Origin of the sequence: Arthrobacter sp. UC242_113 (genome assembly GCF_044054585.1) — a bacterium.
Classification (GTDB): domain Bacteria; phylum Actinomycetota; class Actinomycetes; order Actinomycetales; family Micrococcaceae; genus Arthrobacter.
Genome location: NZ_CP171968.1, coordinates 1138866 through 1163893 on the forward strand (window position 1 = coordinate 1138866; position 25028 = coordinate 1163893).

A 25028-nucleotide genomic window follows, 5' to 3' on the forward strand; every position below is an offset into this window, starting at 1 on the left:
TCCTGTTGCAGGGCGCACGCTAGCTGGTGGCTGCCAGAGCGTCTTCGAGGAGCTGGACAGAGCGCCTCGCAACCTCGACGGCGGCGTCCACCGAGGACTGGTCATAGCTGCCTTCGGACGCCAGGAAGTTCATCGAGCCGATCGTACGGCCGCCGCTCACCACCGGAACATTGACGATCGCGCCGCATCCCAGCGATTCGATGGTTCCGGAGTCGAAGAAGAAAGCCCTGACCGCTTCCCTGTCAGCGCCCAGGAACGGCTGCTGGCCAATGAGGACCTGCTCCAGCCACACGGGGTTGGTGTCTCCCGCGAGGGTCTTCTTTCCGCCAACCGGGTAGACCTCAGGGTGGGTGGTGTAGACGCGAGCCATGCTGCTGCCTTCGTCGGCGATGACGGAGGCAGTGAAGAGACGGACGCCGACATTCTCCCTGGCGGAGGCGTAGACGTCGTCGAAGGATTCAAACTGGGAACTCATGGGAGTCCTTTCTGGTTACGTGGGGATCTTTGAAAGTTTGTTTTCCTTGTGCTGTCGCCTGCAGCACGTCCAGGATCAGATGGACGGACAGCAACTCGGACGGATTGTCCAACGGGACGCCCAGTTCCCGCGCACGGGTCAGCCGGGCCTGGAGGGTGTTGCGGTGCACGTCGAGGGCGGCCGCAGCCACGCTTACTGACCCGCGGTGATCAAGGAATGCTGCTACCGCAGCCACTATCGGGTCCCTGTCAGGAGAGGCCATCAGCCTTGGCAGGGTCAGCTCAGCCACCAGGGCCACAGCGTCCCTGTCGACGAATGTGGTGGCCGCGGCTACGCCCAGGCCGGCGAAGCCCAGGACCGTGCCTTGTCCCGCTGACCGGGCCGAGACAGCAGCCAGCCGCGCCTCCTGAATGATGGACGGAAGCGGTGGAGCCTCGTCCGCCCAGCGGGACAGGCCGGCCACCAGGCCCAGCTCGGCCAGGGCAGGCTGGAGCCGTGCCTTGAGTCGGAGTTCAAGCTGTGCCACAACTGCCTCGTGTGCGGCCGGAACAAGTGCCAGCCAGCCGCCGTCGACCTCCGCCAGGGGACTGCGTGCAGCGACCTTCCGCCAGAGCAGCCTCAGCACAGCGGTCAAGTCGTTTCCGGCCGCGTGCATGCCACCGCTGCGGCAGATCCACACAGCCGCGTAGCATTCGTGCCGGCGCCACCCAAGCTGTGAGAGGAGGTGCCGGTGGTCTTCCTCAAAGGCCCTGCCGGAAGAACCTGGGCCTTGCTCCAGCCAGGCCAGTGCCGCGGCGGGAACAGCACGGGCAGCGTCCCGCGAATTGCCCATCAACCATGCGGCCCTCACGGAAGGGGCAGCCACTTCCAGGATCGATCGGACCAGCCGTAGGTTGAGGACGCCGGAGGCGGGTACGCGCGCGGTGAGGGCGGAAGGGACGGTGGCGTTGGCAGTGCCTACGTCAACCGTGATGACCTCTGCCGGGTCCCGCGGGGCAATACCGGCTGAGGCAAGGACGATGCCGTCGTATTCCAGCGAGACGCCCACACCGTCCAGTTCACCGGAGATGGTCTTGAGGACGTCAGTGAGCGTAGTGTCCTTAGCCACGGCCCGGGCGAACCGGGCGAGCTCGGCATCCACCACGGACAGGGCGGCACCGATTTCAGCGGCCAAAGCCAACGCGACTCCGGCGGGGTTTTCTTCCGCCGCCAAGAGGCTGATGCCCAGCCGCTCAGCCAGGCCGATCACAGCACTGGAATACGTGCTCCCGGCGACGACGACGGCGCTGGCCCGCCGCTCCCACGCATGCCTCAGTGCGGCCGATACGAGCCATCCACCCGAGCCCATTTCTGCCGAGAGGACCACAACGGTGTTCGGCCGCACCCGCTGGATAGCCTCGAGCTGGGAGACCAGAACGACGCTTTCAATCAGAGCACTGGCGGGGGTGAGGTACAGCGGGGTGGTGCCGCGCAGCGACCCATGCGCCAGCAGGCCCGCAACATCGAGCCGGGTGTCCTTCCTCGACCTAGCCATGGTGCCGCCTTGGATGCTTGAGCGGAATGCCGAATGCAGCCGGTTCGGCCAGATCCAGCCCCGCCTCCGAATACCATTGCGGGGCGGCGTTGAGTTTGAGCACATCCACGACGTTGCCTACCCTGAGGTCGTCCAGGCTGGCCACAGAGCCGTGCTCGGAGTTGAGCAGCGTCACCATGTCGGGGACGGCCGCCGCTACGGCACCGTCCACAAGCACCAGCAGAATCTCATTCTGGATCTCCAGCCGGATGATCTGCCCGGTGGTTTCATCCTCCAGGGTCACACTCGAGGGCTGGGCCGGCAGCCCCAGGTCGGTGGGGCGGGAGAGACCTTCGATGTGGCTCACCCGCGCCCGTGCAATCCGCGTCACGCCCAGGAAGTCGGCAAGTGACAGGAATTTGCTCTCCGCCGAGGTTTCGGCGTCAAGGATCTCTCCTATGCGGATCATCCGGCTGATGGAGCCGTGGACTCCATGCTCTGCCAGCTGCCGCGCAGAACATGGATACATCACGGTGGCGGCCCAGCCGCCGAGCTCGGTGACGAGCGCGCGGACCAGCGTCTCGGCGCGCTGCGGATCACCCGCCTCCACCAGCGCCCGCTCACCGGTCACTCCCATGAGCGCTATGGGGCCGATAGCCACCCCACCGATGTTCAAGGTGGTCTGGCTGATCAGGGGAAAGACGCGCCCCATCGGATCGGAGTCGATTACAGGAAGGGAAGACTGCAGCCCCACCATCAGCGGAATGATTCCGTTGATGTTGGCGGCGGCGAGTGAATAGATGGCCCGCACCTTGCGTCCGAGCCTGGTTTCGATGGCCTCGATACAGCCCGTGAATTCGTCTCCCACGGGTGGCATGTCAGCAATGAACAGGCCTTGGGTCACCATGCCGACAGCCACCACCAGGTCCTCCGAGGCGAGTTCATCCACGGTGATGAGCTCGACGGACCGGTTCTGCATGGCCTCCTGGATCATGCCGGCGTAGACGTGGATGGCGGTGGGATCGATGGCGCAGGCCAGGAAATGGGCGCCGGTTCGGAGGTGCCCCACGTCGTCGGCCGTGAGGACGGTGCTCATGCCGTGGCCTCCATGGCATGCGCGTTAGGCGCCTGTTCCTCAGAGCCGGACGTGCCGCCCGCGGCCTGGACCCGGATACGGACGATTCCGGGGTTCCCGTAGGGCATGGCGAAGACGTTTGATTCGATGATGCGGGTGTCCGTGGGACTCGCGCCCAGCTGGACTGCAGCCGAGCTCGCTTCCTCCTCGGCCCGGTGCTGCACTCGGTGCAGGTCGGCCTGTCCGCTGACCCTTTCGAGCCTGTCGATCCACGCCGTCAGTGGTGTCGCGGCACAGCCTATGAGGGTCAGGTCCCGGGCAAGTGGAAGTGTTGGCACCAGGCCGTACTCAGGCGGGGTGTCCTGGCTGGTGCGGATGTCGGCAACCACCGAGGGGATGTCGGGCCGGACTGGATGGTTGGCCGTGTATGGTTCCACGATGGCGGCGTTGGTGGCGAGGCTCGCTTCGTACCCCTGCCGGATGAGGCTGCGCGCAACAGGAAGACCGCCGCGCATGTTTCCCACGCTCACGCCCTCATCGGTGCAAACAACCACTTCGCCTTCACGCAGCCCGCCCAGCGTTGCTGCGCCGAGGACTGCCATGGCAGGTTCCGGACGAAGCGCGTGCACGGGGACTACCGCCAGCCGCGCAAGCGGTGCCCGCCCGCCGTCGTTCCTGGCATAGGAGAGGGTGGCCGTGGGGAAGTGGCGCTTCCCTGCCTCTTCCACCATTGCTGCCAGCTCTTCGCCCGATTCCATCAGGGCGCTGTTAAGGACGGCCGTGTAGTCACGGTCGCGGAACACGCTTGAGTAGAAATCACTGGAGACGCTGATCCGTATGTCGCTGTTGTTGGACAGAATGGCATCCGCGATGCGGGTTTCGTGCTCCGGGGAGGCGGTGGAACCGACGGCGGTGATGGCTACGTTCCGGACGCCCAGCGACAGGATGGAGGGCAATTCCAGCAGGAATGCTTTCAGATCAAGCGGCGCCAGCGGCCGTCCCCGCAGGTCGTGGCCGCCGCGGACATGCACGGTCCGGGTGACTGCGGGCTCAATGAGCGTCGGCACCCTGGTGTTATGGAACTGGTCAGCAGGAGGGCGGGGAGAAATGCGGATAGCGACGACGTGCCCTGGCTGCCCCGCGGCGAGTACGCGGCCGACGTCGGCCGTTACGTCTGTGATCCGGCCTCCGAACTGCAGGCGTAACGCGGACAGCACCCGGTCCAGCGCTTCAGCCTGGCTGCCGGCCTGCTGCTGTTCGGCCACGGAGACGACGGAGCGTCCCTCCAGGACGAGTGCCCGGCAACTTCTGCCCTGGAGCATTAAGCCTATCCGCATTGCCGGGCCTCCTGTTCAGCTTCCTGCCGGGCCCCTGCCCCGCGGTGCATCCATGTCATATCTCTAGGGTCCACCCTGGACAGTCATCTCGTGGCTTTGCGGAAGAACAATCCGTCGGCTGCAACGGCCACCAGGATGAGGACGCCTGTCACCACCTGCTGGTAGGTGGTATCCCAATGCAGCAGGTTGAAACCGTTGCTGATGACGGTGAGGATCATGACGCCCACGAAGGCCCTCCACATGGCGCCTTGTCCACCCAGGATGCTGGTGCCGCCGATAACCACAGCGGCTATTGCGGTGAGTTCGATGCCGATGGCCATGGCCGGCTGGGCCGAGCCGGCACGCGAGGCCAGAATCATCCCGGCCATTGCGGAGCAGAGGCCGCTGATAGCGAAGACCGCAATGTGGATTGAACCTGTACGGATGCCGCTGAGACGTGCGGCTTCCTGGTTGCCGCCCACCGCGTAGATCCTGCGGCCAAAGGTGGTGCGCCAGAGGACAATTCCCAGCACCGCTGTCATCGCCAGCATCAACACCGAGCCGGCGGTGAGGCCGAAGAGGCTGGGCCAGGTCCATGTCTGGAAGGAGGCGAGCTGGTCGGGCCGCGGTGCGACAATTGCGCCGCCGGTGATTACAATCGCCAGCCCCCGGTAAATGATGCTCACCGCCAGCGTCCCGATGAACGAGTTGACCTTCGTGCTGACCACGATCAGCCCGGTAACCGTCCCCAGCAGGGCACCCACCAGCAGAGCTCCGAAGAAACCGGCTGCAACACCGAAATGCTGGGTGAGCATCACGCCTGTAATGGCGGAGACAGCGAGGGTGGCGGTGGAGGAGAGGTCAAAGACCCCGCTGATGATGCACAGCGTGGCTGCCGCGGCGAGCAGCCCCACCACGGCGGCCTGGTCGAACAGATTGATGAAATTGCGGCCGGTGAGGAATGTGCCGGTGTTCAGGGCCAGGAACAGCATGATGGCGGCCAGGCCGAAAACGATCCCGAAGTCTTTGAGATTGAGATTGAACTTTTTCTCTGCCGCCGCGGGCACGGCAACTGTCGTTGTGGTCATTTGGATTCACCTATTTCAGAAAAGCGGAAGTCATGACTTCATCGCGGGAGGCGTGCCGGTCGAACTCGGCAACGATGCGCCCGTGCCGCATGACATGGATACGGTGGGAAAGGCCGAGCACTTCCTCGAGCTCGGAGCTGACGACGATGACTGCTGTGCCCTTCGCAGCCAGTTCAACGATGATGCTGTGGATCCGGGCTTTGGCGGCGATGTCCACTCCCCGGGTGGGTTCATCCACCAGCAGTACCGCCGGAGGGGTCAACAGCCATTTGGCGAAAAGTGCCTTCTGCTGGTTCCCGCCGGAAAGGTTGGCTACGGGCTGTCCCGGGCGGGCTCCCCGCAGGTCAACCGACCTGCTGACGTCCTTGACGGCCGTCCTTTCCCTCTGTGCCCGAACGAAGCCGGCCCATGAACGTGCGGGCAGAGTCGAGAGGGCGATGTTCTCGGCGGCCGGGCGGGACATGATCAAACCCTGTTCTTTCCGGGACTCTGGAATGAGGGCGATACCGGCCTTGATGGCGCCTCGAATGGAGCTGGGGCGGATGCGGCGGCCGTTGATTTCGACGTGGCCGCCGGTGGTCCGGTCTGCCCCGAAAATGGCGAGGAGGGTCTCGCTGCGGCCGCTGCCCACCAGCCCGGCGATACCCAGAATTTCTCCGCGGCGGACCTCCAAAGATATGTCCTTGACCTTGGCACTGGACAATCCGGCCACCCGGACAACCGTCTCAGCTTCGGACGGAACCTTCGGAACGTCCGGGATAAGGAAGGCGACCTCCCGGCCCACCATCAGCCGCACGAGCGACTGCGGCGTATGGCCGGTGGCGTCTTCGGTGACGATGTGCTGTCCGTCGCGCAGAATGGTCACGCGGTCCACCAACTCCAGGACTTCCTCCAGGTAGTGGGAGACGATGAGCACGGTAGTTCCGGTGCGGGCCAGCCTTTTGATGACCTGCAGCAGTTTTTCCTTTTCGGCCTCGTTAAGGACTGCCGTGGGTTCGTCCATGCACAGCACCTTCGCCCCGCGAGCGAGGGCCTTCAGGATTTCCACCTGCTGTTGTTGTCCGATAGGCAGGTTCCCCACGGTTGCCCTCGGGTCCAGGTCAAAACCTGTCTCTTCCAAGAGCCGGGCAAAATGCTCGCCATCCCGGTTGAGGGAGAGGAGGCTTCCCCTGTTCGACCAGCGGCCCAGGAAGACATTCTCCAGCACCGACAGGTTGGGGATTAGTGCCAGTTCCTGGGAGATGAGGGAAATCCCGTGGGAGATGGCGTCCCGGGGCGTTGTGATCCTGACCTGATGGCCGTCCAATTCCATGGTGCCGGAGTCGGCCACGATGGCACCGCCCAGGATTTTCAGCAGGGTGCTCTTCCCCGCGCCGTTTTCCCCCATGATGCCGTGGATTTCCCCGGGCCTGACGGACAGGGTGACGTCCTTCAGCACCGTGGTGGCACCGTAGCGTTTGCCGATTCCGGAGACGGTGATTTCGGGGGCGGTCCTCCGGCTGGCGTGCTCGTGTTTTTCCAACTGTTGTATAGCCATGTTGACCTCTGGAGATGGAAGGGACTTTAGGGCCAGGGTCCCCGGGGCCGAAGCGGTCAGGCTCCGGCACCGGGGTTGCCCGCGGGTGGGCTGGACTAGTCCGAGTACTTTGAGACGTAGTTCAGGGAATCCAGCGCCTCTTTGGTGCCCTTGCCGCTGTTGGGGGACAGGCTGGCCTCGTCGATGGCGGTTTCCACCTGCTTGCCGCGCGCCTTGGCGAGCCCCAGTTCGGTGGCCTTGGCACCGTTGGCCACGACGTCGCTGACGTAGATGGAGAACCATTTACCCGACCGGACCGCTTCGACGTTGGATACAGATGCACCGTTGCCGATGAACTTGATGTCATTCTTCCCGGCGGCCGCGGCGGCTCCGGTGATGGCCTGGGATGCGCCGATCACAACGTCCACATCAGGGTTGGCCTGGGAGACGTTCTGGAATGCCTGGCGGCCGCTGTCCTGGGTGTAGCCGCCTTCGACGCTGGCCACGAGCTTGATCTTCGGATCGGTGGCCAGTTCCGCCTTCACGGCATCGGTCCGGGCGTTGTCCAGGGGCAGGGACTTGAAGCCTTCAAGGTAGGCCACCTTGCAGGTGTCGCCCTGCACCGTGGCGCAGGCTTCCTTGCCCATCTCGCCGAGCACCTTGCCGTTGCGGGTGGGCAGGTCCACGATGCTGATGGCACCGGGGACCTGCGGTTCGGTGGTGTCGAACTTCGGTCCGATGACCGAGAACTCGACCACCACCGTGATGCCCGCCTGGACGGCCTGCGTCAAAGGTGCGATAAGGGCCTGGTTGTCATTCGCCTGGACGACGATCACCTCGAACTGCTTGGAGGTGACGGCATCCTGGATTTGCTGGACCTGTGTCTGGGCGCTGAAATTGGAGTCCACGAAGGTGGCGCTGGCGTTGTTGGCGTTGGCCGCCTGCTCCACGCCTAGGTATGTTCCCTGGGCAAAGCCGTTGGATTTGGCGAAACCGAAGAATCCGACGTTGAGTTTCTGGTCTGCACCGGCAGCCACTGCTTCTGTAGTGCTGTTTTGGGCCGGCGGGGTGCATGCTGAGGTCAGCAGGGCGAGGCTCATGAGGGCCATCGCTGCGGCTGGACGCTTGGTGATTTTCACGGTTAGTCCTTTCTGGCGCGGGTTTAGTAGCCGTAGTGGGTCTTGGCAAAGTCCTCGGTGATGAATCCATTGACGATGTCGTACTCAATGTCTTCGCGGGAGCGCTTGGCTACATCTCCGAATCCACCGCCGCCCCCGACGGCCAGGCGGACCACGTCGCCGGCCTTTATTTTCCGTGCGTTGGCCTTCAGCGTCCGGACTTCGTCGTGGCGGCCGGGGTTGATCACGACTTCCGGGCCCTGGGCGTCAGATCCGCCGAAGAGGCCCCAGGCTGGTGTCTTGGACCTTTCGAACCAGAGGCCCACCACGCAGTCGGCGAGGAACTCGTATTCACGGATTACTCCGTTGCCGCCGCGCCACTGGCCGGGGCCTCCTGAGTTGGGGCGGATGGAGTACTCGTTGATTCGCAGCGGGTAACGGGTTTCCATCATTTCGATGGGCAGGTCCTTCAGGGAGCCGTTGACGTTGTTGATCATGGCGGATTCGCCGTCCGTGCCCTGCCAGGCGCCCCAGCCGCCCAGGGTGGCTTCCATGCTGACGAAATTCCGGCCGAAGCGGGGGTCGAAGCCGGCGGCGGTGATGATCATTGAGTCGCCGTGGCTGGCGCTGGCTACACGGTCAGGCATAGCGGGTGCCATTGCCTTGGAGACCAGATCGATCAGCAGTCCCAGGTGCGAGAAATACCACTGGCAGGGTGCAGGTGCCACGGCGCCGAGCACCGAGCCGGAACGTACCTGGGTGGTCAGTGGGCGGAAGGATCCGCCGTTGGAGTTGGAGTCCGGGCTGACCAGGAGCTTGTACCCCACGCGCAGGGCCGAAACGGCTTGGGCTGCGCCGCAGTTGACCGGGCCCATGGTCTGGTCGGCGGAGCCGGAGACGTCGAAGTCGACGGTGTCGCCGGCGACGGTGATCTTCAATCGGATGGGGATTGGGGTGTCCAGGTTAATGCCGTCGTTGTCCAGCACGCCTTCGGCTTCGTAGACGCCGTCGGGGATGTTGCGGACGGTTTCGCGCTCGATCTCCTCGGTCTGCCGGAAGATTTCATCGCGGGCGGCGTCGAGCTGTTCCATGCCGTACCGGCCTACCAGTTCCTTCATCCGGGTGGTTCCCATCCGGAGTGCGGCGATCATCGCATGCATGTCGCCGATGGTCTGGTAAGGGAACCGCACGTTGGTGCGGATCAGGTCCACCACGGAGGTCTCAATGCCGGCTTCCATGAGCTTGACCGGCCCCATGCGGAAGCCCTCCTGAAAGATGTCCGTGGCATCCATGGAGCCACCAACATCTTTGGACCCCATGTCCATCCAGTGCGCCCGGGTTGCGGCGAAACCGACCACGGAGCCGTTATCGAAGATCGGTGCGAAGATGGTGACGTCGTTCAGGTGGGTTCCGCCGAGGTATGAGTCGTTGAGGATCCAGACGTCCCCTTCCTGCCAGACTTCGCGGCCGTACAGCTCTTCCACGGCGATGGAGCAGGTCTCGAGGTTGCCGAGGAACAGGGGGAGGCCGGCGGACTGTCCGAGGACGCGGTGTTCGGTGTCCAGCAGCGCCACCACGCAGTCCCCGCCCTCGTAGAGGATGGGTGAGTAGGCGGAGCGGATCAGGGTGGCGTTCATGTCGTCCGCGGCGCTGGTGAGCGCGTTGCGGATGATTTCAACGGTTACAGGGTCCAGGGTTTTGACTGCGGTGATTGTCATTTGCGGTACCTCAATTTCCTTCTGCGTCTTCGGTGCGGATGACCAGGGAGCCGAACTCGTCGACGGTGACGTTGAATCCGGGCGGCACCACGGTGGTGGCGGTCTGCTCAACGATGATGGCGGGACCTTCAAAGGCGTGCCCGGTGGCGAGGTCGTCGCGGCGCACCACGGTGGTCTCGTGTTCTTCGTGGTCAAAGACCACGCGGCGGACTTCGTGCTTGAACTCGGGGCTCTGTGCCCTTGCGAAGAGAGGTGCCTCCAGCCGGCCCAGGTCGCCCATCGCCTGCGTCCGCAGTGCCACGATTTCGATCGGGGCTCCGAGGTTGGAGTGCCCGTAGCGGTCGTGGTACATGGCGGAGAAGCGGGCTGCCAGGTCAGCGACGAAGCCCTCTGATTCAGGTTCGTCTGCGGAGGTCAGGGGAACGTTCAGCGAAAATTCCTGCGACTGGTAGCGAACATCCACGGAGGCAGTGGTTAGGCGGCTTTCCTCCGGGACACCCTCGGAGACCAGGGACTTCAGCCCCTCCACTTCCATCCGTCGCAGGACACCCGCCATGTCAGCCACGTCGATGTCCTCATCGAGGAAGAAGTACGGCTCGGAGAAGTCCTTGCGGATGTTGGTCTGCAGCATGCCCCATGCCGAGAACGCCCCGGGGAACCGGGGTACCACGGTTTCCGGGATTCCGAGCTCCTTGGCCAGGAAAACTGCGTGCATCGGTCCTGCGCCGCCGAATGCAACGAGGGCAAAGTCGCGCGGTTCGATGCCGCGGGAGATGGTGATGGTCCGGATGGCCTGGGCCATCTGGGAGTTGGCAACGTCGCAGATGCCTTCGGCCATGGCGATCGGGTCCAGCCCGAGTTCGTCTCCCACAGTTTTGAGGGCCGCAACGGCTGCTTCCCGGTCCAGGGCCACCTGTCCGCCTGCGAACCAGTCCGGATCCACGCGGCCGAGCACCAGGTTGGCGTCGGTGACGGTTGGTTCGGTGCCGCCCCGGCCGTAGCAGGCCGGTCCCGGGGTGGCGCCTGCAGACCGGGGGCCTACCCGGAGGCCGCCGGCTTCGAGCCACGCCACCGAGCCGCCGCCCGCTCCCACGGTGTGGATGTTGACCACACTCATGAGCATCGGCAGGCCTTCGAGGTGGGCCTCGGTGGACACATCGGGTTTGCCGTCGACAACAAGGGAAACGTCGAAGGAGGTGCCGCCCATGTCAACACCGATGAGGTTCCGGTTGCCGGACACCCCAGCCAGCTCGACGTCGCCCATCGCGCCGCCGACCGGACCGGACAGCAGCGTCTGAAGCGGACGCTTCCGGGCGGACTCGGCGGTGAGCACGCCGCCGGAGGACTGCATGATGTGCAGCGGGGCCTCCACGCCGCGGTCCGCGAGCTTCTCTTCCAGGTCCAGGAGGTAGTTGCGGACCACAGGGCCGGTGTATGCCTCGACGACGGCGGACGATGTGCGCTCGTATTCGCGCCATTCCTTGGCCGCTTCATGCGAAAGGGAGATGGTGAAGTCTTCGCCCAGTTCTTCGAGCAGGATTTCGCGGGCACGGAGTTCATGGGCCGGGTTCTTGTAGCTGAAGAGGAAGGCAACGGCCACGGCGCCGTATCCTTCCTCCAGTGCCCGGCGTGCGGCCTGTCGGACGGCCACTTCGTCGAGCGGCCGGATCTCGTGGCCGTGACCGTCGAGGCGTCCGCCGACGCCGATGACGTCCTTCCGCTCCACGAGGGGAGCGGGCTTGCGGTACTGGGCGTTGTAGAGCTCCAGGCGGGGGCCGCGGGCGATGTGATAAGAGTCCTCGACGCCGGCCGTGGCCAGCAGCAGCACTGGAACGCCGCGGCGCTCTAGGAAGGCGTTCAAGCCCTGCGTGGTGCCGTGCACCAGGAACTCTATGTCGGAAAGGTCGGTAACAATCGATTCGAGGCCCGCGATGACGCCGGCACTCAGGTTGCCCGGCGTGGTGGATGCTTTCGTCGCCTCATAGGTCCCTGCGGCCTGATCGTACGCCACGATGTCCGTGAACGTTCCGCCGATATCCATCGACACCCTGTAGTTCGGCATGTGTATCTCCTCATAGTTCTGGGGGTGGAACTTGGTGTGTGGGAAATCACGTTAGACATGAGGGGTTTCCGGTGACGGTGCGTCATGCACAATCCAGGAAGAGGATAAAGGGCTTGCTGCCCAAGAAGCCATGTGGAACGCCGGTTTGGCAGGGGTTTTAACTGCCCGAGAAATCGGTGGAAGGAATTTGCGGGTGATGATTGACGCGCTCGCTATGCCACTCGTGCGTCCGTCTCCATGGACCGGATGGGCGCTGTGCTTGGCAGGGAGTCGAGCGTCCGGCCGCCGCCCAGGCCCGTCAGCAGCACTATGTCTCCTGACGGGCGGCGCGGGGCGAGTTGGAGATGGTCGGCGCCGGATTCGCTTACCCGGGTACCGGTTTCCGGGATCAGCTTCCCCAGCAGGCCGGGCCAAACCACGGCGATCGCCGGCAGCACCGGCGCCGGCAAGACAACGCTGATGAACCTCATGCCGGCTGCTCGACGCCACGACAGGCTTGGTAAAGGACGACGACGTATCCTCGCCATTGCCGCATCAACATTTCGGAGACTTTCAAATCCAAGTTTTCGGCAAGTCAGCAGCCGGAGCCAATGATGCCTGTGTTCAGGCCAAGCTTTTTTGCTGGCTGGGCGAGTTGGCCCAGTTCCGTCCGCAGGATACGCGGCCTGAGGAGAGGGTTTGTACTCACAGTGTGAGTACCTGAGTGATCAAGACTGCAGCACCGTGACGTACTTCCGCTGACAGGTCAAAAAGTGCGGCAGATCCATGTTCTCTATAAGCACGTTGCGCTGGGAAACCACCGCGGGGTCCCGGGGCATGACTGAGGAAACGTTGATCAGGACGGGGCGAGGACAAGTGCCCCATGAGAGGCCTTTAGCGCGTGATGACGGTGGGGAAGCGAGAGCCTAGTGCGCGGCAAAAGCTTGCCGGTCAAAGCAGAACGTCATCCTCGTTTTCCATTGGCGAAGGCGCGACTCTGATTCCGGCCTCCCGTGGATTCGGCTACGAATTGTTCGTGCGCAAACTCTCTGGTACTTTGTTTCAGTTCGGCCCGGAATGGCGCCCCCAATCCGCTCCGGGCCGAACGCACGTGTGGCGCGTGGCGGCTTGCACCCCCTCATCAATTCCGTGTCCGTCAACTGACGGGTCGCGAAGGATGGCGGAGTGGTGGGGGTCTCCGGTCCAGCCGATCCGCGGAAGGAAGGATAGACCGTTGGTAGAACGAGAAAGATTCCGGGAGCTTCCTGCGGGTTCTCCCGGTCACACTCCGCCTGCCTTCGATGATGGCGAAACCCTGAAGGGACGCGATGTGTGGATTGCAGGCCCGGAAGCTGTTCCAGCCGGAAGTCGCGTCCGCCTGCAAGGCTGCGGCCGCCCCGGGCTTGGGGGCGCCCTGGACGAGTGGATGCCCGACGGGTCCGCGTTCTGGATCTGGTTGGATGCTGGAGCAGGGCGGCGTCTTATCCATGAGGGCGACGGCTTTGAGGCGGTTATGGAGTCCCTGCCTCACGCTTAAGGTCTTTGAGTAGCCTCGGTCCGGGGAGTGACTCCGACCCAGTCGCTCCCTCCCCGGCTGTCGGCCGCCTGGCTTTGCACTGCCGCAATGCCGCGCCAACGACTCATCGGGCCCGTCGTCGCTCATGGCCCTGCAACCTGGACCGCGCGACCCTTGCCGGCGAGGCAGCCCTGCGCGCCTTCGGTTCCAGGGTGCGTCCCAACCGCGCCCCTACTGGTCATCCAGCCCTATCAACAAGAAATGCTGCTTGTGTAGCCCATTTGGGGCCAGGACCGCCCGATCTGACACTCTGACCGGCGCACCGTTTCGCGCCATAGCGGGACGATCCGTCTCCGTCGGTGGTGGCCGCGTCGACGAGAGAGCGGCATAAGACTAAAAAAACTTTGATGTGATCTAAGAAAAGTATTGCTCATCACATTTTTCGTGGCTAGCATCTGCAAGGGATCTGAAATGCAGATCACCAAGGGACGGCAAAGGAGCCATCTTCATGCATATCGAAATCGCTGGTGCCGGCTTGGCGGGGCTGACCGCCGCGGCGGCGTTCGGCAAGGCCGGATGTTCGGTCCGGGTACACGAAAAAGGGTCCATCCTCCGGGAGATCGGGGCCGGAATCTACCTTTGGGAGAACGGCCTACGTGCGCTGGAGGCCATTGGGGCTTACGAGGAAGTTGTCTCCCGGGCCGAGAAGGTTGAGGTTCCGTTTCTGCGGGATCACGACGGCAGCACCCTCCAGGACGAGTGGCTGCGGAACCACCGCCTTTACACTGTTGGCCGGCGGCACCTCTACCAGAGTCTTCTCAACGCGGCCCGCCGGCAGGGTGTGGAGATCATCACCGACTCGCCGATCACCGGGGCCACCCCGAACGGAACGCTGACCACGGCCGCCGGCCAGGAGTACCCGGCTGACCTTGCCGTTGGGGCCGACGGCGTATTCTCCAAGGTCCGGGATTCGCTCGGCCTGCGCCAAAAACTTGTGGATCTGCGCGACGGCGGCGGGCGGCACCTCATCGCCCGGACGGGTGACGATCCGGTCCACCAGACCATCGAGCAGTGGAACGGCGGACGCCGCATCGGCATCATCCCGTGCTCACCGGACGAAACGTACGTTTTCCTCTGCTGCCCCGCAAATGACGTCGAGGGCCGCGAGCAGAATCCGTTCAACGCCGCAACATGGATCGAAAGCTTCCCCGAGTTCCGCTCCCAACTGGAGCGGATCCCCTTCGACACGGAAGGACGCTGGGCGCCTTTCCACGATGTGCACGTCAGCCAGTGGTACAGCGGCCGGACGGCACTGGTGGGGGACGCGGCCCACGCCATGTCGCCCAACCTGGGCCAGGCGGCCTGTGTTGCGATGACCAATGCCGTGGCCCTGGCCATCTCGGTCACAAACAGCAGCAGCATCGATTTCGCCCTCAAGTCGTGGCAGGAAAGCCAGCGCGAGATGAGCGAAGGAGTCCAGCGCTACTCCCGCGTCTATGGCAAGGTCGGCACCATGTGGCCCAAGGGTCTCCTGGACGCACGGTCCGCCCTGGTCAGGAAGCTCACGGCGTCCCGCCGGGTCCAGGGATCCATCAACTTCGCTGCCGAACGTTTTCCGGCCGGGCAGATCCGGCCCATCGATACCGCCGCCGCCGTCCTCAAGGAAGACGTGCTCGCATGAAAACCCAGAAACTGAAATTTGTCGCACTTGCTGCGGCCGGGCTTCTCCTGCTCTCCGGATGCGCTGCCGCAGGTGCCGAGGCCGAGCCGGTCAGCGGGGAATCCTGGTCCGCACCCGCGCTGCTGACGAACTGCAAGTCCACCAAAGTGGACCCTCGTGGCTGCACCGGGCCGAACACCCCCGGAACCTACACGTCCCTGAACCGGAATGACATCACCAAGCCCTGGCGCATCTGCTCCGTGCTGCCCCATCTGAAGGACCCGACCTGGGTGGGGATGAACTATGGTCAGGCCAGCCAAGCAAGGCAGTTGGGCGTCTCCCTCACCACCACGGACGCAGGAGGCTATGAAAACGTCGCCCAGCAGGTCACACAGGTGGAGGACTGCGTCAGCTCCGGCGCAAACGCGGTGCTGTTGAGCGCTGTCAGCAACGAATCGTTGAACCCTGCCATCACCAAGGCCAAGAAGAAGGGTGTGGCGGTGGTCGACGTCGGGAACGGAGTCTCCTCCGCAGAGGTGGACGCCCGTGTGCTGCAGGACTACGTGGACATGGGCAAAATGATCGGCACCCACCTTGCATCACTCAAGAAGCCGCTGAAAGTGGCGCTCCTGCCGGGACCGGCCGGGGCAGGATGGACGGAGCGGTCCCGGAAGGGTTTCGAGGCAGCCGTTGCAGGTTCCGCAGTCGAAATTGTGGATGTCAAGTACGGAGACACCGGCAAAGAGGTCCAGCTGAAGCTCGTAGAGGACACCCTGTCCGCCAACCCTGGCATCGATGCGATTGTCGGCACTGCGATCACCATGGAAGTCGCCGCAACACTCCTGGCGGAGCAGGGCAAGGCCGAGGACATCGGGCTATACGGCACGTACGTGACCCCGCAGGCAGTTGAACTTATCAAGCGCGGGCAGGCGAAATGCGCTCCGTCGGAACAGTCAAGCCAGATCGGCAAGATCTCCGTGGACCTCGCGGTGCGGACGCTGGAGCACAAACCGCTGGACAAGGAAATCCAGCGCTACGCCCCGGAGCCTCTCCTGATTTGCGGACCCAAGGAGGACGGTTTCGACAACACCGCGAAATTCGACGCTACCGGGAGCTTCGCACCGCAGGGATGGTCACCCGCTTTCAACGTTGAAGCGGGCAAGTGATGGGTGCCACTGCCTTTGCGCTGACCGGCAACGTCGTCACCATGACCGCGGCACCCAACGTGCGCGTCGTCTACGTCGAAAACGGCAAAATAGCCGGGGTCGGTGACGACGCCTACGCCGGCGAACTGCAGCGGAACGGAGTCACCGTCCACGACCTGGGCGGCCGGACGATCCTTCCGGGATTCATTGACCCGCACGTGCATTTCGCCCAGTACGCGGCAGGAACCCACCGGGGCATCGATTGCCGCGTGCCGGCGTGCAAAACCATCGCTGACGTTCTCGATGCCCTGCGGACGGGGCTGAACGCAGACCGGACCGTCGGTGACTGGCTCATCGGTTACGGCAATTTGTTCTTCGACCAAAAAATCGCCGAACGCAGGCTGCCGACCCGATCGGAACTGGATTCGGTCAGCAAGACAACTCCCATTGTCCTGCACTGCGGCGGCCACGTGTCCGTGCTCAATACCCCTGCCTTGGCCCTGGCCGGGGTGGAGCGGTTCATCACCGGGGGCGAAGGCCTGTGGGGCAGCCCTGTGGTCCACCTTGACGACGCCGGCCAGCCGACCGGCGTCGTCGCGGAGATTGACGGCCTCCTGCCTATTCCGGAAAGCAGCGTCGAGGAACTGACGCGCTTCTATTCCGATACCTTCCGCAGCGACTTCCTCGCGTATGGCGTTACGTCAATCGGTGAAATGGCCGAATCAACACGCAACGTGGAGGCGTTGGACGCGGCGGTCGCGGACGGCGGCCTCAACGGACGGATCGCGCTGTACGCAATGGCCCCGGCGCTGCTCCCGGCTGCGGCGGCGTGCGACTGGACGGCCGGCTTTTCCTCACGCAGCGGACCCGAGCGGGTCTGGGCCCGGGGAGTCAAGGTGTTCGCAGACGGGGGATACTCCGCACGCAATGCGGCCAGCCTCGACGACTACTCCCGCGACCACAGCCCCCGTGCCGGATACAGGGGCAAACTCAACCTCTCCCGCGGCGCCCTGATGGACGCCATCAGGTCTGCGCGCCACAAGAACGTGCAGATCGCCATCCATACCAACGGCACCAGGGCGCAGCGCGAAGCGATCGAGGCCATTCTCGCCGTGGGTGACGCCCACGATCACCCGCCGGTGCGCGTCGAGCACCTGGGCAACGTGCTGGACTCGGTGGCGGAGATCGCATCATGGCGTGCGGCCAATGTGATCCCCGTGATGCAGCCGGGCTTCCTGCACAACTTCATCGGTGACTATCTGCCCATGCTTTTCCCCGCCACGGGCAGCACGGGAAGACTTCCGCTGCGGACCTTGCTGCACGAAGGCGTATCGCCCGTCATCAGCTCGGACATCACTCTAGGCGGAGAACCGGGAGCGACGAATCCCCTGCACACCATCTGGTCGGCGGTCTCTCGAAGAAGCTACTGGGGGAACCACATCGAACCGGAAGAATCGATCTCGGTGGCACAAGCTCTCAGGCTGCACACCATCGAAGCGGCGAAGGCCATCGGGCTCGACCAGGTGGCCGGTTCCCTGGAGCCCGGAAAGGCCGCGGACATGGTGGTTCTGGACAGGGACCCGCACACCGTCCCCGAGGCGGAACTGAAGGACATCCGGGTGGAGCGCACCTATGTGAGCGGAGTCCTGGCGTATTCAGGAGGTGGGGAGGCATGACCGCCAACCCGTTAGTGGCCATCCGTAATGTGAGCAAGAAGTTTCCCGGTGTCACGGCACTCAGCGACGTCTCCTTCGAGATCAAGCGGGGCGAGATCCATGCGCTCATGGGCGAGAACGGCGCAGGCAAGTCAACGCTGATCAAGATTCTTTGCGGAGTTCACAAGGCTACGACAGGGTCCGTCACGCTGGACGGTATTGAGGCAGTCTTCGACCGCCCCCAAGACGCCGAGAAGGGCGGAATCCGGACGGTGTTCCAAGAACTGAACATCGTTCCGCAGCTTTCGGTGGCCGAGAACATCTCCTTGGGTTCGCTGCCCCTTAAATCCGGACTCGTTGACCGGAAGAAGATGCTCGAGCGCGCCGCCGACGCCCTGTCAGGATTGGGCGCAGACCTGCCGCTGGAAGCCCGTGCCGGTGACCTGCCGCGTTCCTCCCAGCAGCTGATCGAGATAGCCCGGGCCCTGATGGGTGAAGCGCGGCTCCTGATCCTGGACGAACCCACGGCTTCGTTGGGCGAGAATGAGAGCCGGCAGCTGCTGAACATCGTGACCGGGCTGGCCCGGCGGGGTGTCGCCATCCTCTATGTAACGCACCGCATGCATGAAGTGGAGGCCATTGCCGACCGCGTCTCGGTCCTCAGAGATGGAAAGTTTATCGAGACTCTCGATGCCCCGATGGACGAAGCCGTTATCGTTGAGAAAATGATCGGGCGCCCGGCGAGCTCGCTCTACCAGCACTCGAGACGGGAACCTGGCCGGGAACTCCTCGTGGTTTCCGGGCTCGGCAGCGCAACCCTGCGCAATGTTTCAATCAGCGTCTGCGCCGGTGAGGTCGTCGGCGTCGCCGGTCTGCTCGGGTGCGGGAAATCGGATCTCGCCCGGGCCTGCTTCGGGCTGCACCCGGTTCAGCACGGCGGCGTAAAGCTCGACGGCGAGCAGATCCCCAAGCCGTCACCGGCGGGAATGCTGGAGCGCGGGCTCATCTACTACCCTTCGGACCGGCGGAGCGAGGGCCTTGTTTTGGGCCGTCCGCTCTTCGAATCCATGACCATGGGTTCCCACCGGCCCGCTCAGATCACCCGGAGGGGCTTCCTGATGACGCAGAAGGAGCATGAACTGGCCCACAGCATCGCCGAGGAGTTGGACCTGCGGCCCATGCAGCTTGACCGGGCGTCCGGGAAGTTTTCGGGTGGAAACCAGCAAAAAGCCGTTCTGGCCAGGGGCCGACTGCGCTCGGCGAAAGTCCACCTGTTCGATGAACCGACGGTGGGAATCGACGTCGGAGCGAAGGCGGATGTTTACCGTCTGATCGATAAATATGCCGATGCCGGCCACGGCGTGGTGGTGATCTCCTCGGACCTGACGGAGATCATCGGGATCAGCGACAGGGTCTACGTGATGCGTGAAGGCCGCATCGCCGCCCATCTGGCGGGCACTGAGATCACCGAAGAAAACATCGCCAGGTCCTTCTTCGCCGCAGCCCCGGCGTGAGTCCCTCCCTTCCATCTCTTAAGGAGAGAAACCTTTGACGACAATACTTAGTCCTGAACGCCCAGCTACCCCTGTCACCGCCCGGCGCAGCGTGCAGTTCGTCCTGACCACAGGCCTCCTGCCCGCCCTGCTGATCCTGATGTGCGTTGTCTTTGCCATCGTGGAACCGCGATTTGTGGACGGCTCCAATCTGCTCAACGTTGCCCGCCAGTCCGTTTTCCTTCTCCTCATTGCCATGGGGCAGATGATCGTCCTGATCAATGCGCAGCTGGATCTGTCAGTCGGGGCGACCGTCGCGCTGACAAGCGTGGTGGTGGCCTCCGTGACCGCGGCAAGCTCCGGCGGCCCCGAAAGCGTCCTGCTGGGATTGGGAGCCGGTCTCCTGCTCGGCGTCGTGATTGGACTGGTGAACGGCTGCATCGTGGCCTTCTGGAAGGTTCCATCCTTCATGGCCACGCTCGGTTCCACCTCTGTGCTGACAGGCCTGGCCCTGATCATTTCCAAGGGCGCCCCTATCATCGGGCTCCCGATGATCTTTTCCGACGTGCTGGCCACGTCCTCCGTTCTGGGGATTCCGGTGCCGGTGCTCCTCGGTGTCGTTATCGCCATCGGGATGGGGGTCTTTATGTCCCGCACCGCGCCGGGCCGCAACATGTACGCCGTCGGAGGCAACCGGGCTGCGGCGCTGGTGGCGGGAATCAACGTGAAGAAAACGGTCATACTGGCCTTTGTCCTGTGTTCCGTCCTGGCTTCCCTGGCAGGCATCCTCCTCACCGCCCGTGTGGGCTCGGGAGAAGCATCGCTGGGTGCAAGCTTTGTGATGCTGTCCATCGCCGCTGCCGTGCTCGGCGGCACCTCGCTCTTCGGCGGTGAAGGCGTCCTGTGGCGGGTCGTACTCGGAGTCCTCTTCCTGGGTGTGCTGAGCAACGGCATGAACCTGCTCCACGTCTCCAGCTATATCCAGGAACTTGTCATTGGCATGGTCCTGATAGCCGCCGTAGCCGCTGAAAGGCTCAAGAGAGTGGCATGAGGGCACACTCCGTTGCACAACATTCCCACTGATATGGTCATGTACTGACCGTCATCAGGCAGGCACAATCGGCGAAGGAGCAATCGGCATGGAAGACGCGGAGCCTACGGCCAACTCCGGAGGCACCCCCGCCGCTACATCCCCTGGCCCCAGTATCCGCAGAATCCGCAGGTCCAAGGACGTGACCCTTCTCGAGCTGGCGCGACAGACAGGGCTTTCCGAAGGGTTTATTTCCCAGGTCGAACGGCAAAAAGCCAACCCCTCCTTCTCGTCGCTATTGCGGATAGCAGGGGCACTGAATGTTCCCATGTCGCTGCTGCTCGCCGAAGCTGATGAAACAAACCTGGCAGCCAGCCCCGCACCCCCGACGCTCGTGAAGCACCCATCAGGCGTTTACCGGGACCGGCTCGTCACCCCTGCGAACGCCAAAACGATCCAAGTCATCGAAGCGGTGCTGGAGCCCGGCGAGGGCTCCCGCGTCGCACCATACGCGCACCCGGACGAGGAAGAATGCCTCGTAATGCTGGACGGGCAACTCGAGCTCCAATCAGGGGAAGCCGTCTACAACCTGCAGGCAGGCGAATCCGTCCTGATCGACCCCGGAACGCCGCACTCTTACCGGAACCCGGGGTCGGTGCCGGCACGGTGGCTCTGGATCTCGGCAACACAGGCCGCCCACCGGCACTAGGCTGCCGCGTTCCCGATCCCCACTGCAAGCCTTGAGCCTGAGGTGCGGAAACGCTGCGGGTTGCGCTGATTCCCGCGGGAGCGGATCTCGTCCGTCATGGATAACTGGGGCAACATTCCGTCAGGGCAGGCCGGGGATAGTGCTATCCACCCGCTTGGAGTGCTCGGAAAGCAGATAACGGTGGGTACTACTGCAGCTACGGCTAAAGTCCCTCCCATCGGCAGGATCGCCACCGGGACCAGCAGGAACCCGCACAGGCGGCCTGCCCTCATCCCGGCGGCGGGTCTTACTCCCCAAATACTGCGCCAATGCGGCGCCACCAAGGAATTCAATAAGGAGATACATGTCTATGGCCTTAGAGCGTGAGAATGAAATATTGTCGGCCGTCCCGACCGGCCTGCTGATCGACGGCGAGTGGCGTCCCGCGGCGTCGGGCAAGACATTCGACGTCGAGGACCCTGCCAATGGCAAGATCCTGCTGTGCATCGCCGACGCTTCCGCCGAGGACGGCATGGCTGCGCTGGACGCGGCCGCCGCTGCCCAGGAGTCCTGGGCCAAGGTCCCGGCGCGGGAGCGTGGAGAGATCCTGCGCCGGGCCTTTGACCTGGTCACCGAGCGGGCCGAGGACTTCGCTCTGCTGATGACCCTGGAAATGGGCAAGCCGCTGGCCGAAGCCCGCGGCGAGGTCACCTATGGCGCCGAGTTCCTGCGCTGGTTCTCCGAGGAAGCCGTCCGCGCCTTCGGCCGCTACTCCGTCTCCCCGGACGGCAAGTCCCGCCTGCTGGTGACCAAGAAGCCGGTGGGCCCCTGCCTGCTGATCACACCGTGGAACTTCCCCCTGGCCATGGCCACCCGCAAGATCGCCCCCGCCGTCGCCGCCGGCTGCACCATGGTCCTCAAACCGGCGAAGCTCACCCCGTTGACGTCGATGCTGTTCGCTGCCGTGATGCAGGAAGCCGGCCTGCCGGCAGGTGTCCTGAATGTCATTCCGTCATCAAGTGCCGGCGCCACCACCGGTCCGCTGGTCAAGGATCAGCGCCTGCGCAAGCTCTCCTTCACCGGCTCCACCGAGGTGGGCCGGCGCCTGCTGTCGGACGCTTCAGAGACGGTCCTGCGGACCTCGATGGAACTGGGCGGCAACGCCCCGTTCGTGGTGTTTGAAGACGCCGACGTCGATGCCGCCGTCGCCGGTGCCATGCTGGCCAAGCTGCGGAACATGGGCGAGGCCTGCACCGCCGCGAACCGGTTCATCGTGCACGAGTCCGTCGCCGACGAGTTCGCGGAGAAGTTCGCCGCGAAGATGAAGGACATGACCACCGCCCGCGGTACCGAGCCCGAGTCCAAGGTGGGCCCGCTGATCGACGCCAAGAGCCGGGACAAGGTCCACGAACTGGTCACCGATGCGGTCTCCGCGGGTGCCACAACTGTGGTGGGCGGCGCCCCCGTGGACGGGCCGGGCTACTTCTACCAGCCCACCATCCTCAAGGGCGTCACCGAGGGAACCCGTATCCTGTCCGAGGAGATCTTCGGCCCGGTCGCCCCGATCATCACGTTCTCCTCCGAGGACGAGGCCGTGCGCCTGGCCAACAACACCGAATACGGGCTGGTGGCCTACGTCTTCACGAAGGACCTCAACCGTGGCATCCGGATGGGCGAGCGGCTAGAGACCGGGATGCTGGGCCTGAACGCCGGTGTCGTCTCCAACGCCGCGGCACCCTTCGGCGGCGTCAAGCAGTCCGGCCTGGGCCGTGAGGGCGGGCTCGAGGGCATCGAGGAATACCTCTACACCCAGTACATCGGCATCGCCGACCCCTACGCCGGCTAGCTTTCGCACGGCCCTCGCAAGCCCTAAAGACCACGGGTTGGGATGGGAAGGCGAATGCTCTCGCAACCGCACGACCTATGAATGCCTTCGCCGCCATGTTGCCTGCGTGGGCTGAAGTCATGCGAAAAGACTTTGATCCCGGCGAACTGTCATCGCGGGATTTTTACCGGCTCCTGACGGCCGTTGTTGTTCCCCGTCCGATTGCGTGGATCTCGAGCAGGTCGGCGGAGGGCGTGGACAATCTTGCTCCGCATTCGTTCTTTACTGTTGCATCAGCGGATCCGCCGATCGTCCAGTTCACCTCGGTGGGAGAGAAGGATTCGCTGCGCAATATCCGTTCGCGGGGAGAGTTTGTGGTGAACCTGGCGCCTGCCGGGCTGATTGCCGAGGTTAATGCGACGGGCACGAACTTTCCCCCGGACGTGAGTGAGTTCGACGCGGCCGGCCCTGGAGTGCCGGCTGCACAGTACGTTGCCGGTCGGGGACTGCGTTCTGGTCTTCGGGGAGGTCACCCACGCCGTAGTTGATTCGGACGTTCTGGATGGCAGCCACCCCGGCATCGATCTGCTTGAAGCTCTGGCACGGTTAGGGCTTGATGAGTGGGGCACTACGGGGTCGGTGAGGGAACTGAAGCGCATCCGCAGGGCCGATTGGCCTGGCGGATTCCGCCGGAAGAACCGCTCGGAGGACTGAGCCGTTGCGGGGTGCCTGTATGGTCCCGGGCTCCCCGCAACGGGGCTTGTTGGTTAGCCGAGGCCGAGCTGGACGAAGATGAGCCAGACGAGGAGCGGCACGACACCGATCATGGCGATTGCCCAGAGCAACAGGGCCCGGAAGAACATCCGCTCATCCTTCGGCTGGGCGCTGGCCATGAGCAGCGCCCCGCTGGTGGACATCGGACTGACGTCCACCACGGAGGAACTGATGGCGATCGCCGTGATCACTCCGATGGGGGAGAGTACTGGGTCCATGGCGATGGGCGTGACGATCGGACTGATCACGCCGAGGGTGCCGGTAGTGGAGGCGAAGGCGGAGACGACCGCCACCACATAGCTGGCAATCAGGGCGGCGAGGGAACTGTCGCCCAGGCCCGCGATACCGGCCTCCAGTTCTTTCAGGGCCCCCATTTCTTCAAGCAGGCCCACGTAGGTGACGATGCCGGTGACCAGAATGATGGCCGACCATGGCATGCTCTCCACGGCAGGCTTCTGCACGCCGGGCTTCACGCAGATCAGCACCAGGGCGACGACGAGGGACGCCACTCCCACGTCGATGCCCAGGACGGTCGTCAGTACCAGCAACGCCACCAGCCCGATCAGGGTCAGGATGCGTATTGGTGTTGCCGCCACCTTGACCGGGCGCTGACGCAGGGCCGGGTCTGTGCCTACCTGTGCCGGCGATGCAATGGTGAGGACCGAGGTCCCCGGGTCGCCGGCAGGGCTCCGGGCCGCCCCGGGATGTACGGGGTCCAGCCTGGCATCGGCTCCGGTCGTGCCCGTTGCGGGGCCGCCTTCCCTTGCAGCGCGGTGTTTCATGATCGACTGCACGAGGACGTAGGCAAGGACGGCGAGGACGGCGTTGAACACGAAGCAGTAAAGGTACAGCTTCAGGGAATCGCCGGATGCCCCTGCATCATTGAGCATGACGTTGGCGAGCACGCCGAAGGGGTTGACCGGAGAGAAGGCGCCGGCGTTTGCGCCCTGGACGATGACCAGGCCCATGGCCAGGGTGCTGATGCCGAACCGGAGACCGAGCGCCAGGGCCACCGGGGCGACGATCGCGATGGCGGCCGGCGTGAAGGCCCCCGCGGAGGCCAGTGCCGCCGTCAGGAGGAACATCAGAATGGGAACGAGCACCTTGCGGTCGCCGGCGAGGCGTTCGGCCCAGTAGGCGAGCAGGTCAATGGTGCCGTTGATCCTCACGATGGCGAAGAGCAAGGTGGCGCCGACGAGGATGAAGAACAGGCCGGCAGGGAACTGGCCGATGACGTCCTTGATGGGCATGCCCACCAGAAGAGTGCCGACGCCAAAGGCGGCGACGAGGGCGATCAGTCCGGCGTTGATCCTGGTAAACGATCCGATGGCAAAGGCGGCAACAAGGATGAAGAACGCAATGAGGGAAAGGGACATGGCGGC

The 25028-nt window shown here is 64.1% G+C and carries 18 protein-coding genes and 1 pseudogene; 9 read left to right on the forward strand and 10 right to left on the reverse strand.

The window, feature by feature from the left end; all coding sequences use genetic code 11:
• Positions 1-19: 19 nt before the first annotated feature.
• The 9 genes from ACHMXB_RS05100 to ACHMXB_RS05140 form a co-directional block, all read right to left on the reverse strand.
• Entirely contained in the window at positions 20-475 is a 456-nt protein-coding gene (locus tag ACHMXB_RS05100) for a GAF domain-containing protein (RefSeq protein ID WP_395403317.1), read from the reverse strand.
• The gene (locus ACHMXB_RS05105; protein ID WP_395403319.1) at positions 459-2009 is read right to left on the reverse strand and encodes a helix-turn-helix domain-containing protein; all 1551 of its coding nucleotides are present in this window, start codon (positions 2007-2009) and stop codon (positions 459-461) included. The genes ACHMXB_RS05100 and ACHMXB_RS05105 overlap by 17 nt, the downstream gene beginning before the upstream one ends.
• Positions 2002-3084 (reverse strand): DUF917 domain-containing protein, encoded by a 1083-nt coding sequence (locus tag ACHMXB_RS05110; RefSeq protein WP_395403321.1) that lies wholly within the window; start codon positions 3082-3084, stop codon positions 2002-2004. The genes ACHMXB_RS05105 and ACHMXB_RS05110 overlap by 8 nt, the downstream gene beginning before the upstream one ends.
• Positions 3081-4400, reverse strand: coding sequence for a hydantoinase/oxoprolinase N-terminal domain-containing protein (locus ACHMXB_RS05115; protein WP_395403323.1), 1320 nt, complete (start codon positions 4398-4400; stop codon positions 3081-3083). The genes ACHMXB_RS05110 and ACHMXB_RS05115 overlap by 4 nt, the downstream gene beginning before the upstream one ends.
• A gap of 83 nt (positions 4401-4483) precedes the next feature.
• The gene (locus ACHMXB_RS05120) at positions 4484-5467 is read right to left on the reverse strand and encodes an ABC transporter permease (RefSeq protein WP_395403325.1); all 984 of its coding nucleotides are present in this window, start codon (positions 5465-5467) and stop codon (positions 4484-4486) included.
• Between the two features lie 10 nt (positions 5468-5477).
• Positions 5478-7004: a sugar ABC transporter ATP-binding protein gene (locus ACHMXB_RS05125; RefSeq protein WP_395403327.1), complete on the reverse strand. Its 1527-nt coding sequence runs from the start codon at positions 7002-7004 to the stop codon at positions 5478-5480.
• 95 nt (positions 7005-7099) lie between these two features.
• Positions 7100-8122: a sugar ABC transporter substrate-binding protein gene (locus ACHMXB_RS05130; protein WP_395403329.1), complete on the reverse strand. Its 1023-nt coding sequence runs from the start codon at positions 8120-8122 to the stop codon at positions 7100-7102.
• A gap of 23 nt (positions 8123-8145) precedes the next feature.
• Positions 8146-9819 (reverse strand): hydantoinase B/oxoprolinase family protein, encoded by a 1674-nt coding sequence (locus ACHMXB_RS05135; RefSeq protein ID WP_395403331.1) that lies wholly within the window; start codon positions 9817-9819, stop codon positions 8146-8148.
• 10 nt (positions 9820-9829) lie between these two features.
• Complete coding sequence (locus ACHMXB_RS05140; protein ID WP_395403333.1) at positions 9830-11881, reverse strand: hydantoinase/oxoprolinase family protein; 2052 nt, start codon at positions 11879-11881, stop codon at positions 9830-9832.
• A 222-nt stretch (positions 11882-12103) separates the two neighbouring features.
• Here ACHMXB_RS05140 and ACHMXB_RS05145 point away from each other — a divergent pair.
• From ACHMXB_RS05145 to ACHMXB_RS05185, 9 genes and pseudogenes are all read left to right on the forward strand, one after another.
• Positions 12104-12398 (forward strand): annotated as a pseudogene (locus tag ACHMXB_RS05145) (ATP-binding cassette domain-containing protein); the annotation flags it as partial.
• A 1486-nt stretch (positions 12399-13884) separates the two neighbouring features.
• Positions 13885-15057, forward strand: coding sequence for an FAD-dependent oxidoreductase (locus ACHMXB_RS05150; RefSeq protein ID WP_395403335.1), 1173 nt, complete (start codon positions 13885-13887; stop codon positions 15055-15057).
• Entirely contained in the window at positions 15054-16202 is a 1149-nt protein-coding gene (gene torT, locus ACHMXB_RS05155) for a TMAO reductase system periplasmic protein TorT (RefSeq protein WP_395403337.1), read from the forward strand. The genes ACHMXB_RS05150 and torT overlap by 4 nt, the downstream gene beginning before the upstream one ends.
• Entirely contained in the window at positions 16202-17857 is a 1656-nt protein-coding gene (locus ACHMXB_RS05160) for an amidohydrolase (protein WP_395403339.1), read from the forward strand. The genes torT and ACHMXB_RS05160 overlap by 1 nt, the downstream gene beginning before the upstream one ends.
• Positions 17854-19350, forward strand: coding sequence for a sugar ABC transporter ATP-binding protein (locus ACHMXB_RS05165; protein ID WP_395403341.1), 1497 nt, complete (start codon positions 17854-17856; stop codon positions 19348-19350). Before ACHMXB_RS05160 ends, ACHMXB_RS05165 begins: the two co-directional genes overlap by 4 nt.
• 34 nt (positions 19351-19384) lie before the next feature.
• On the forward strand, positions 19385-20380 hold the full coding sequence (locus ACHMXB_RS05170) for an ABC transporter permease (RefSeq protein ID WP_395403343.1): 996 nt from the start codon (positions 19385-19387) through the stop codon (positions 20378-20380).
• 88 nt (positions 20381-20468) lie between these two features.
• Positions 20469-21068 carry a helix-turn-helix domain-containing protein gene (locus ACHMXB_RS05175; RefSeq protein WP_395403345.1) on the forward strand — a complete coding sequence of 200 codons (600 nt, stop codon included), beginning with the start codon at positions 20469-20471 and terminating at the stop codon, positions 21066-21068.
• Positions 21069-21411: 343 nt separating this feature from the next.
• Entirely contained in the window at positions 21412-22893 is a 1482-nt protein-coding gene (locus ACHMXB_RS05180; protein WP_395403347.1) for an NAD-dependent succinate-semialdehyde dehydrogenase, read from the forward strand.
• 77 nt (positions 22894-22970) lie between these two features.
• Positions 22971-23420 (forward strand): flavin reductase family protein, encoded by a 450-nt coding sequence (locus tag ACHMXB_RS05185; RefSeq protein ID WP_395403349.1) that lies wholly within the window; start codon positions 22971-22973, stop codon positions 23418-23420.
• 219 nt (positions 23421-23639) lie between these two features.
• Here the strand turns inward: ACHMXB_RS05185 and ACHMXB_RS05190 are convergent, their stop codons facing one another.
• Positions 23640-25022, reverse strand: a complete 1383-nt coding sequence (locus ACHMXB_RS05190) for an SLC13 family permease (protein ID WP_395403351.1) — start codon at positions 25020-25022, stop codon at positions 23640-23642.
• Between the last annotated feature and the right edge of the window lie 6 nt (positions 25023-25028).

Bases quoted from the DNA above. Each gene is read 5' to 3' on its own strand.
- ACHMXB_RS05100 (WP_395403317.1), bottom strand. From the start codon at position 475: ATGAGTTCCCAGTTTGAATCCTTCGACGACGTCTACGCCTCCGCCAGG.
- ACHMXB_RS05105 (WP_395403319.1), bottom strand. From the start codon at position 2,009: ATGGCTAGGTCGAGGAAGGACACCCGGCTCGATGTTGCGGGCCTGCTG.
- ACHMXB_RS05110 (WP_395403321.1), bottom strand. From the start codon at position 3,084: ATGAGCACCGTCCTCACGGCCGACGACGTGGGGCACCTCCGAACCGGC.
- ACHMXB_RS05115 (WP_395403323.1), bottom strand. From the start codon at position 4,400: ATGCGGATAGGCTTAATGCTCCAGGGCAGAAGTTGCCGGGCACTCGTC.
- ACHMXB_RS05120 (WP_395403325.1), bottom strand. From the start codon at position 5,467: ATGACCACAACGACAGTTGCCGTGCCCGCGGCGGCAGAGAAAAAGTTC.
- ACHMXB_RS05125 (WP_395403327.1), bottom strand. From the start codon at position 7,004: ATGGCTATACAACAGTTGGAAAAACACGAGCACGCCAGCCGGAGGACC.
- ACHMXB_RS05135 (WP_395403331.1), bottom strand. From the start codon at position 9,819: ATGACAATCACCGCAGTCAAAACCCTGGACCCTGTAACCGTTGAAATC.
- ACHMXB_RS05140 (WP_395403333.1), bottom strand. From the start codon at position 11,881: ATGCCGAACTACAGGGTGTCGATGGATATCGGCGGAACGTTCACGGAC.
- ACHMXB_RS05150 (WP_395403335.1), top strand. From the start codon at position 13,885: ATGCATATCGAAATCGCTGGTGCCGGCTTGGCGGGGCTGACCGCCGCG.
- torT (WP_395403337.1), top strand. From the start codon at position 15,054: ATGAAAACCCAGAAACTGAAATTTGTCGCACTTGCTGCGGCCGGGCTT.
- ACHMXB_RS05160 (WP_395403339.1), top strand. From the start codon at position 16,202: ATGGGTGCCACTGCCTTTGCGCTGACCGGCAACGTCGTCACCATGACC.
- ACHMXB_RS05165 (WP_395403341.1), top strand. From the start codon at position 17,854: ATGACCGCCAACCCGTTAGTGGCCATCCGTAATGTGAGCAAGAAGTTT.
- ACHMXB_RS05175 (WP_395403345.1), top strand. From the start codon at position 20,469: ATGGAAGACGCGGAGCCTACGGCCAACTCCGGAGGCACCCCCGCCGCT.
- ACHMXB_RS05180 (WP_395403347.1), top strand. From the start codon at position 21,412: ATGTCTATGGCCTTAGAGCGTGAGAATGAAATATTGTCGGCCGTCCCG.
- ACHMXB_RS05185 (WP_395403349.1), top strand. From the start codon at position 22,971: ATGAATGCCTTCGCCGCCATGTTGCCTGCGTGGGCTGAAGTCATGCGA.
- ACHMXB_RS05190 (WP_395403351.1), bottom strand. From the start codon at position 25,022: ATGTCCCTTTCCCTCATTGCGTTCTTCATCCTTGTTGCCGCCTTTGCC.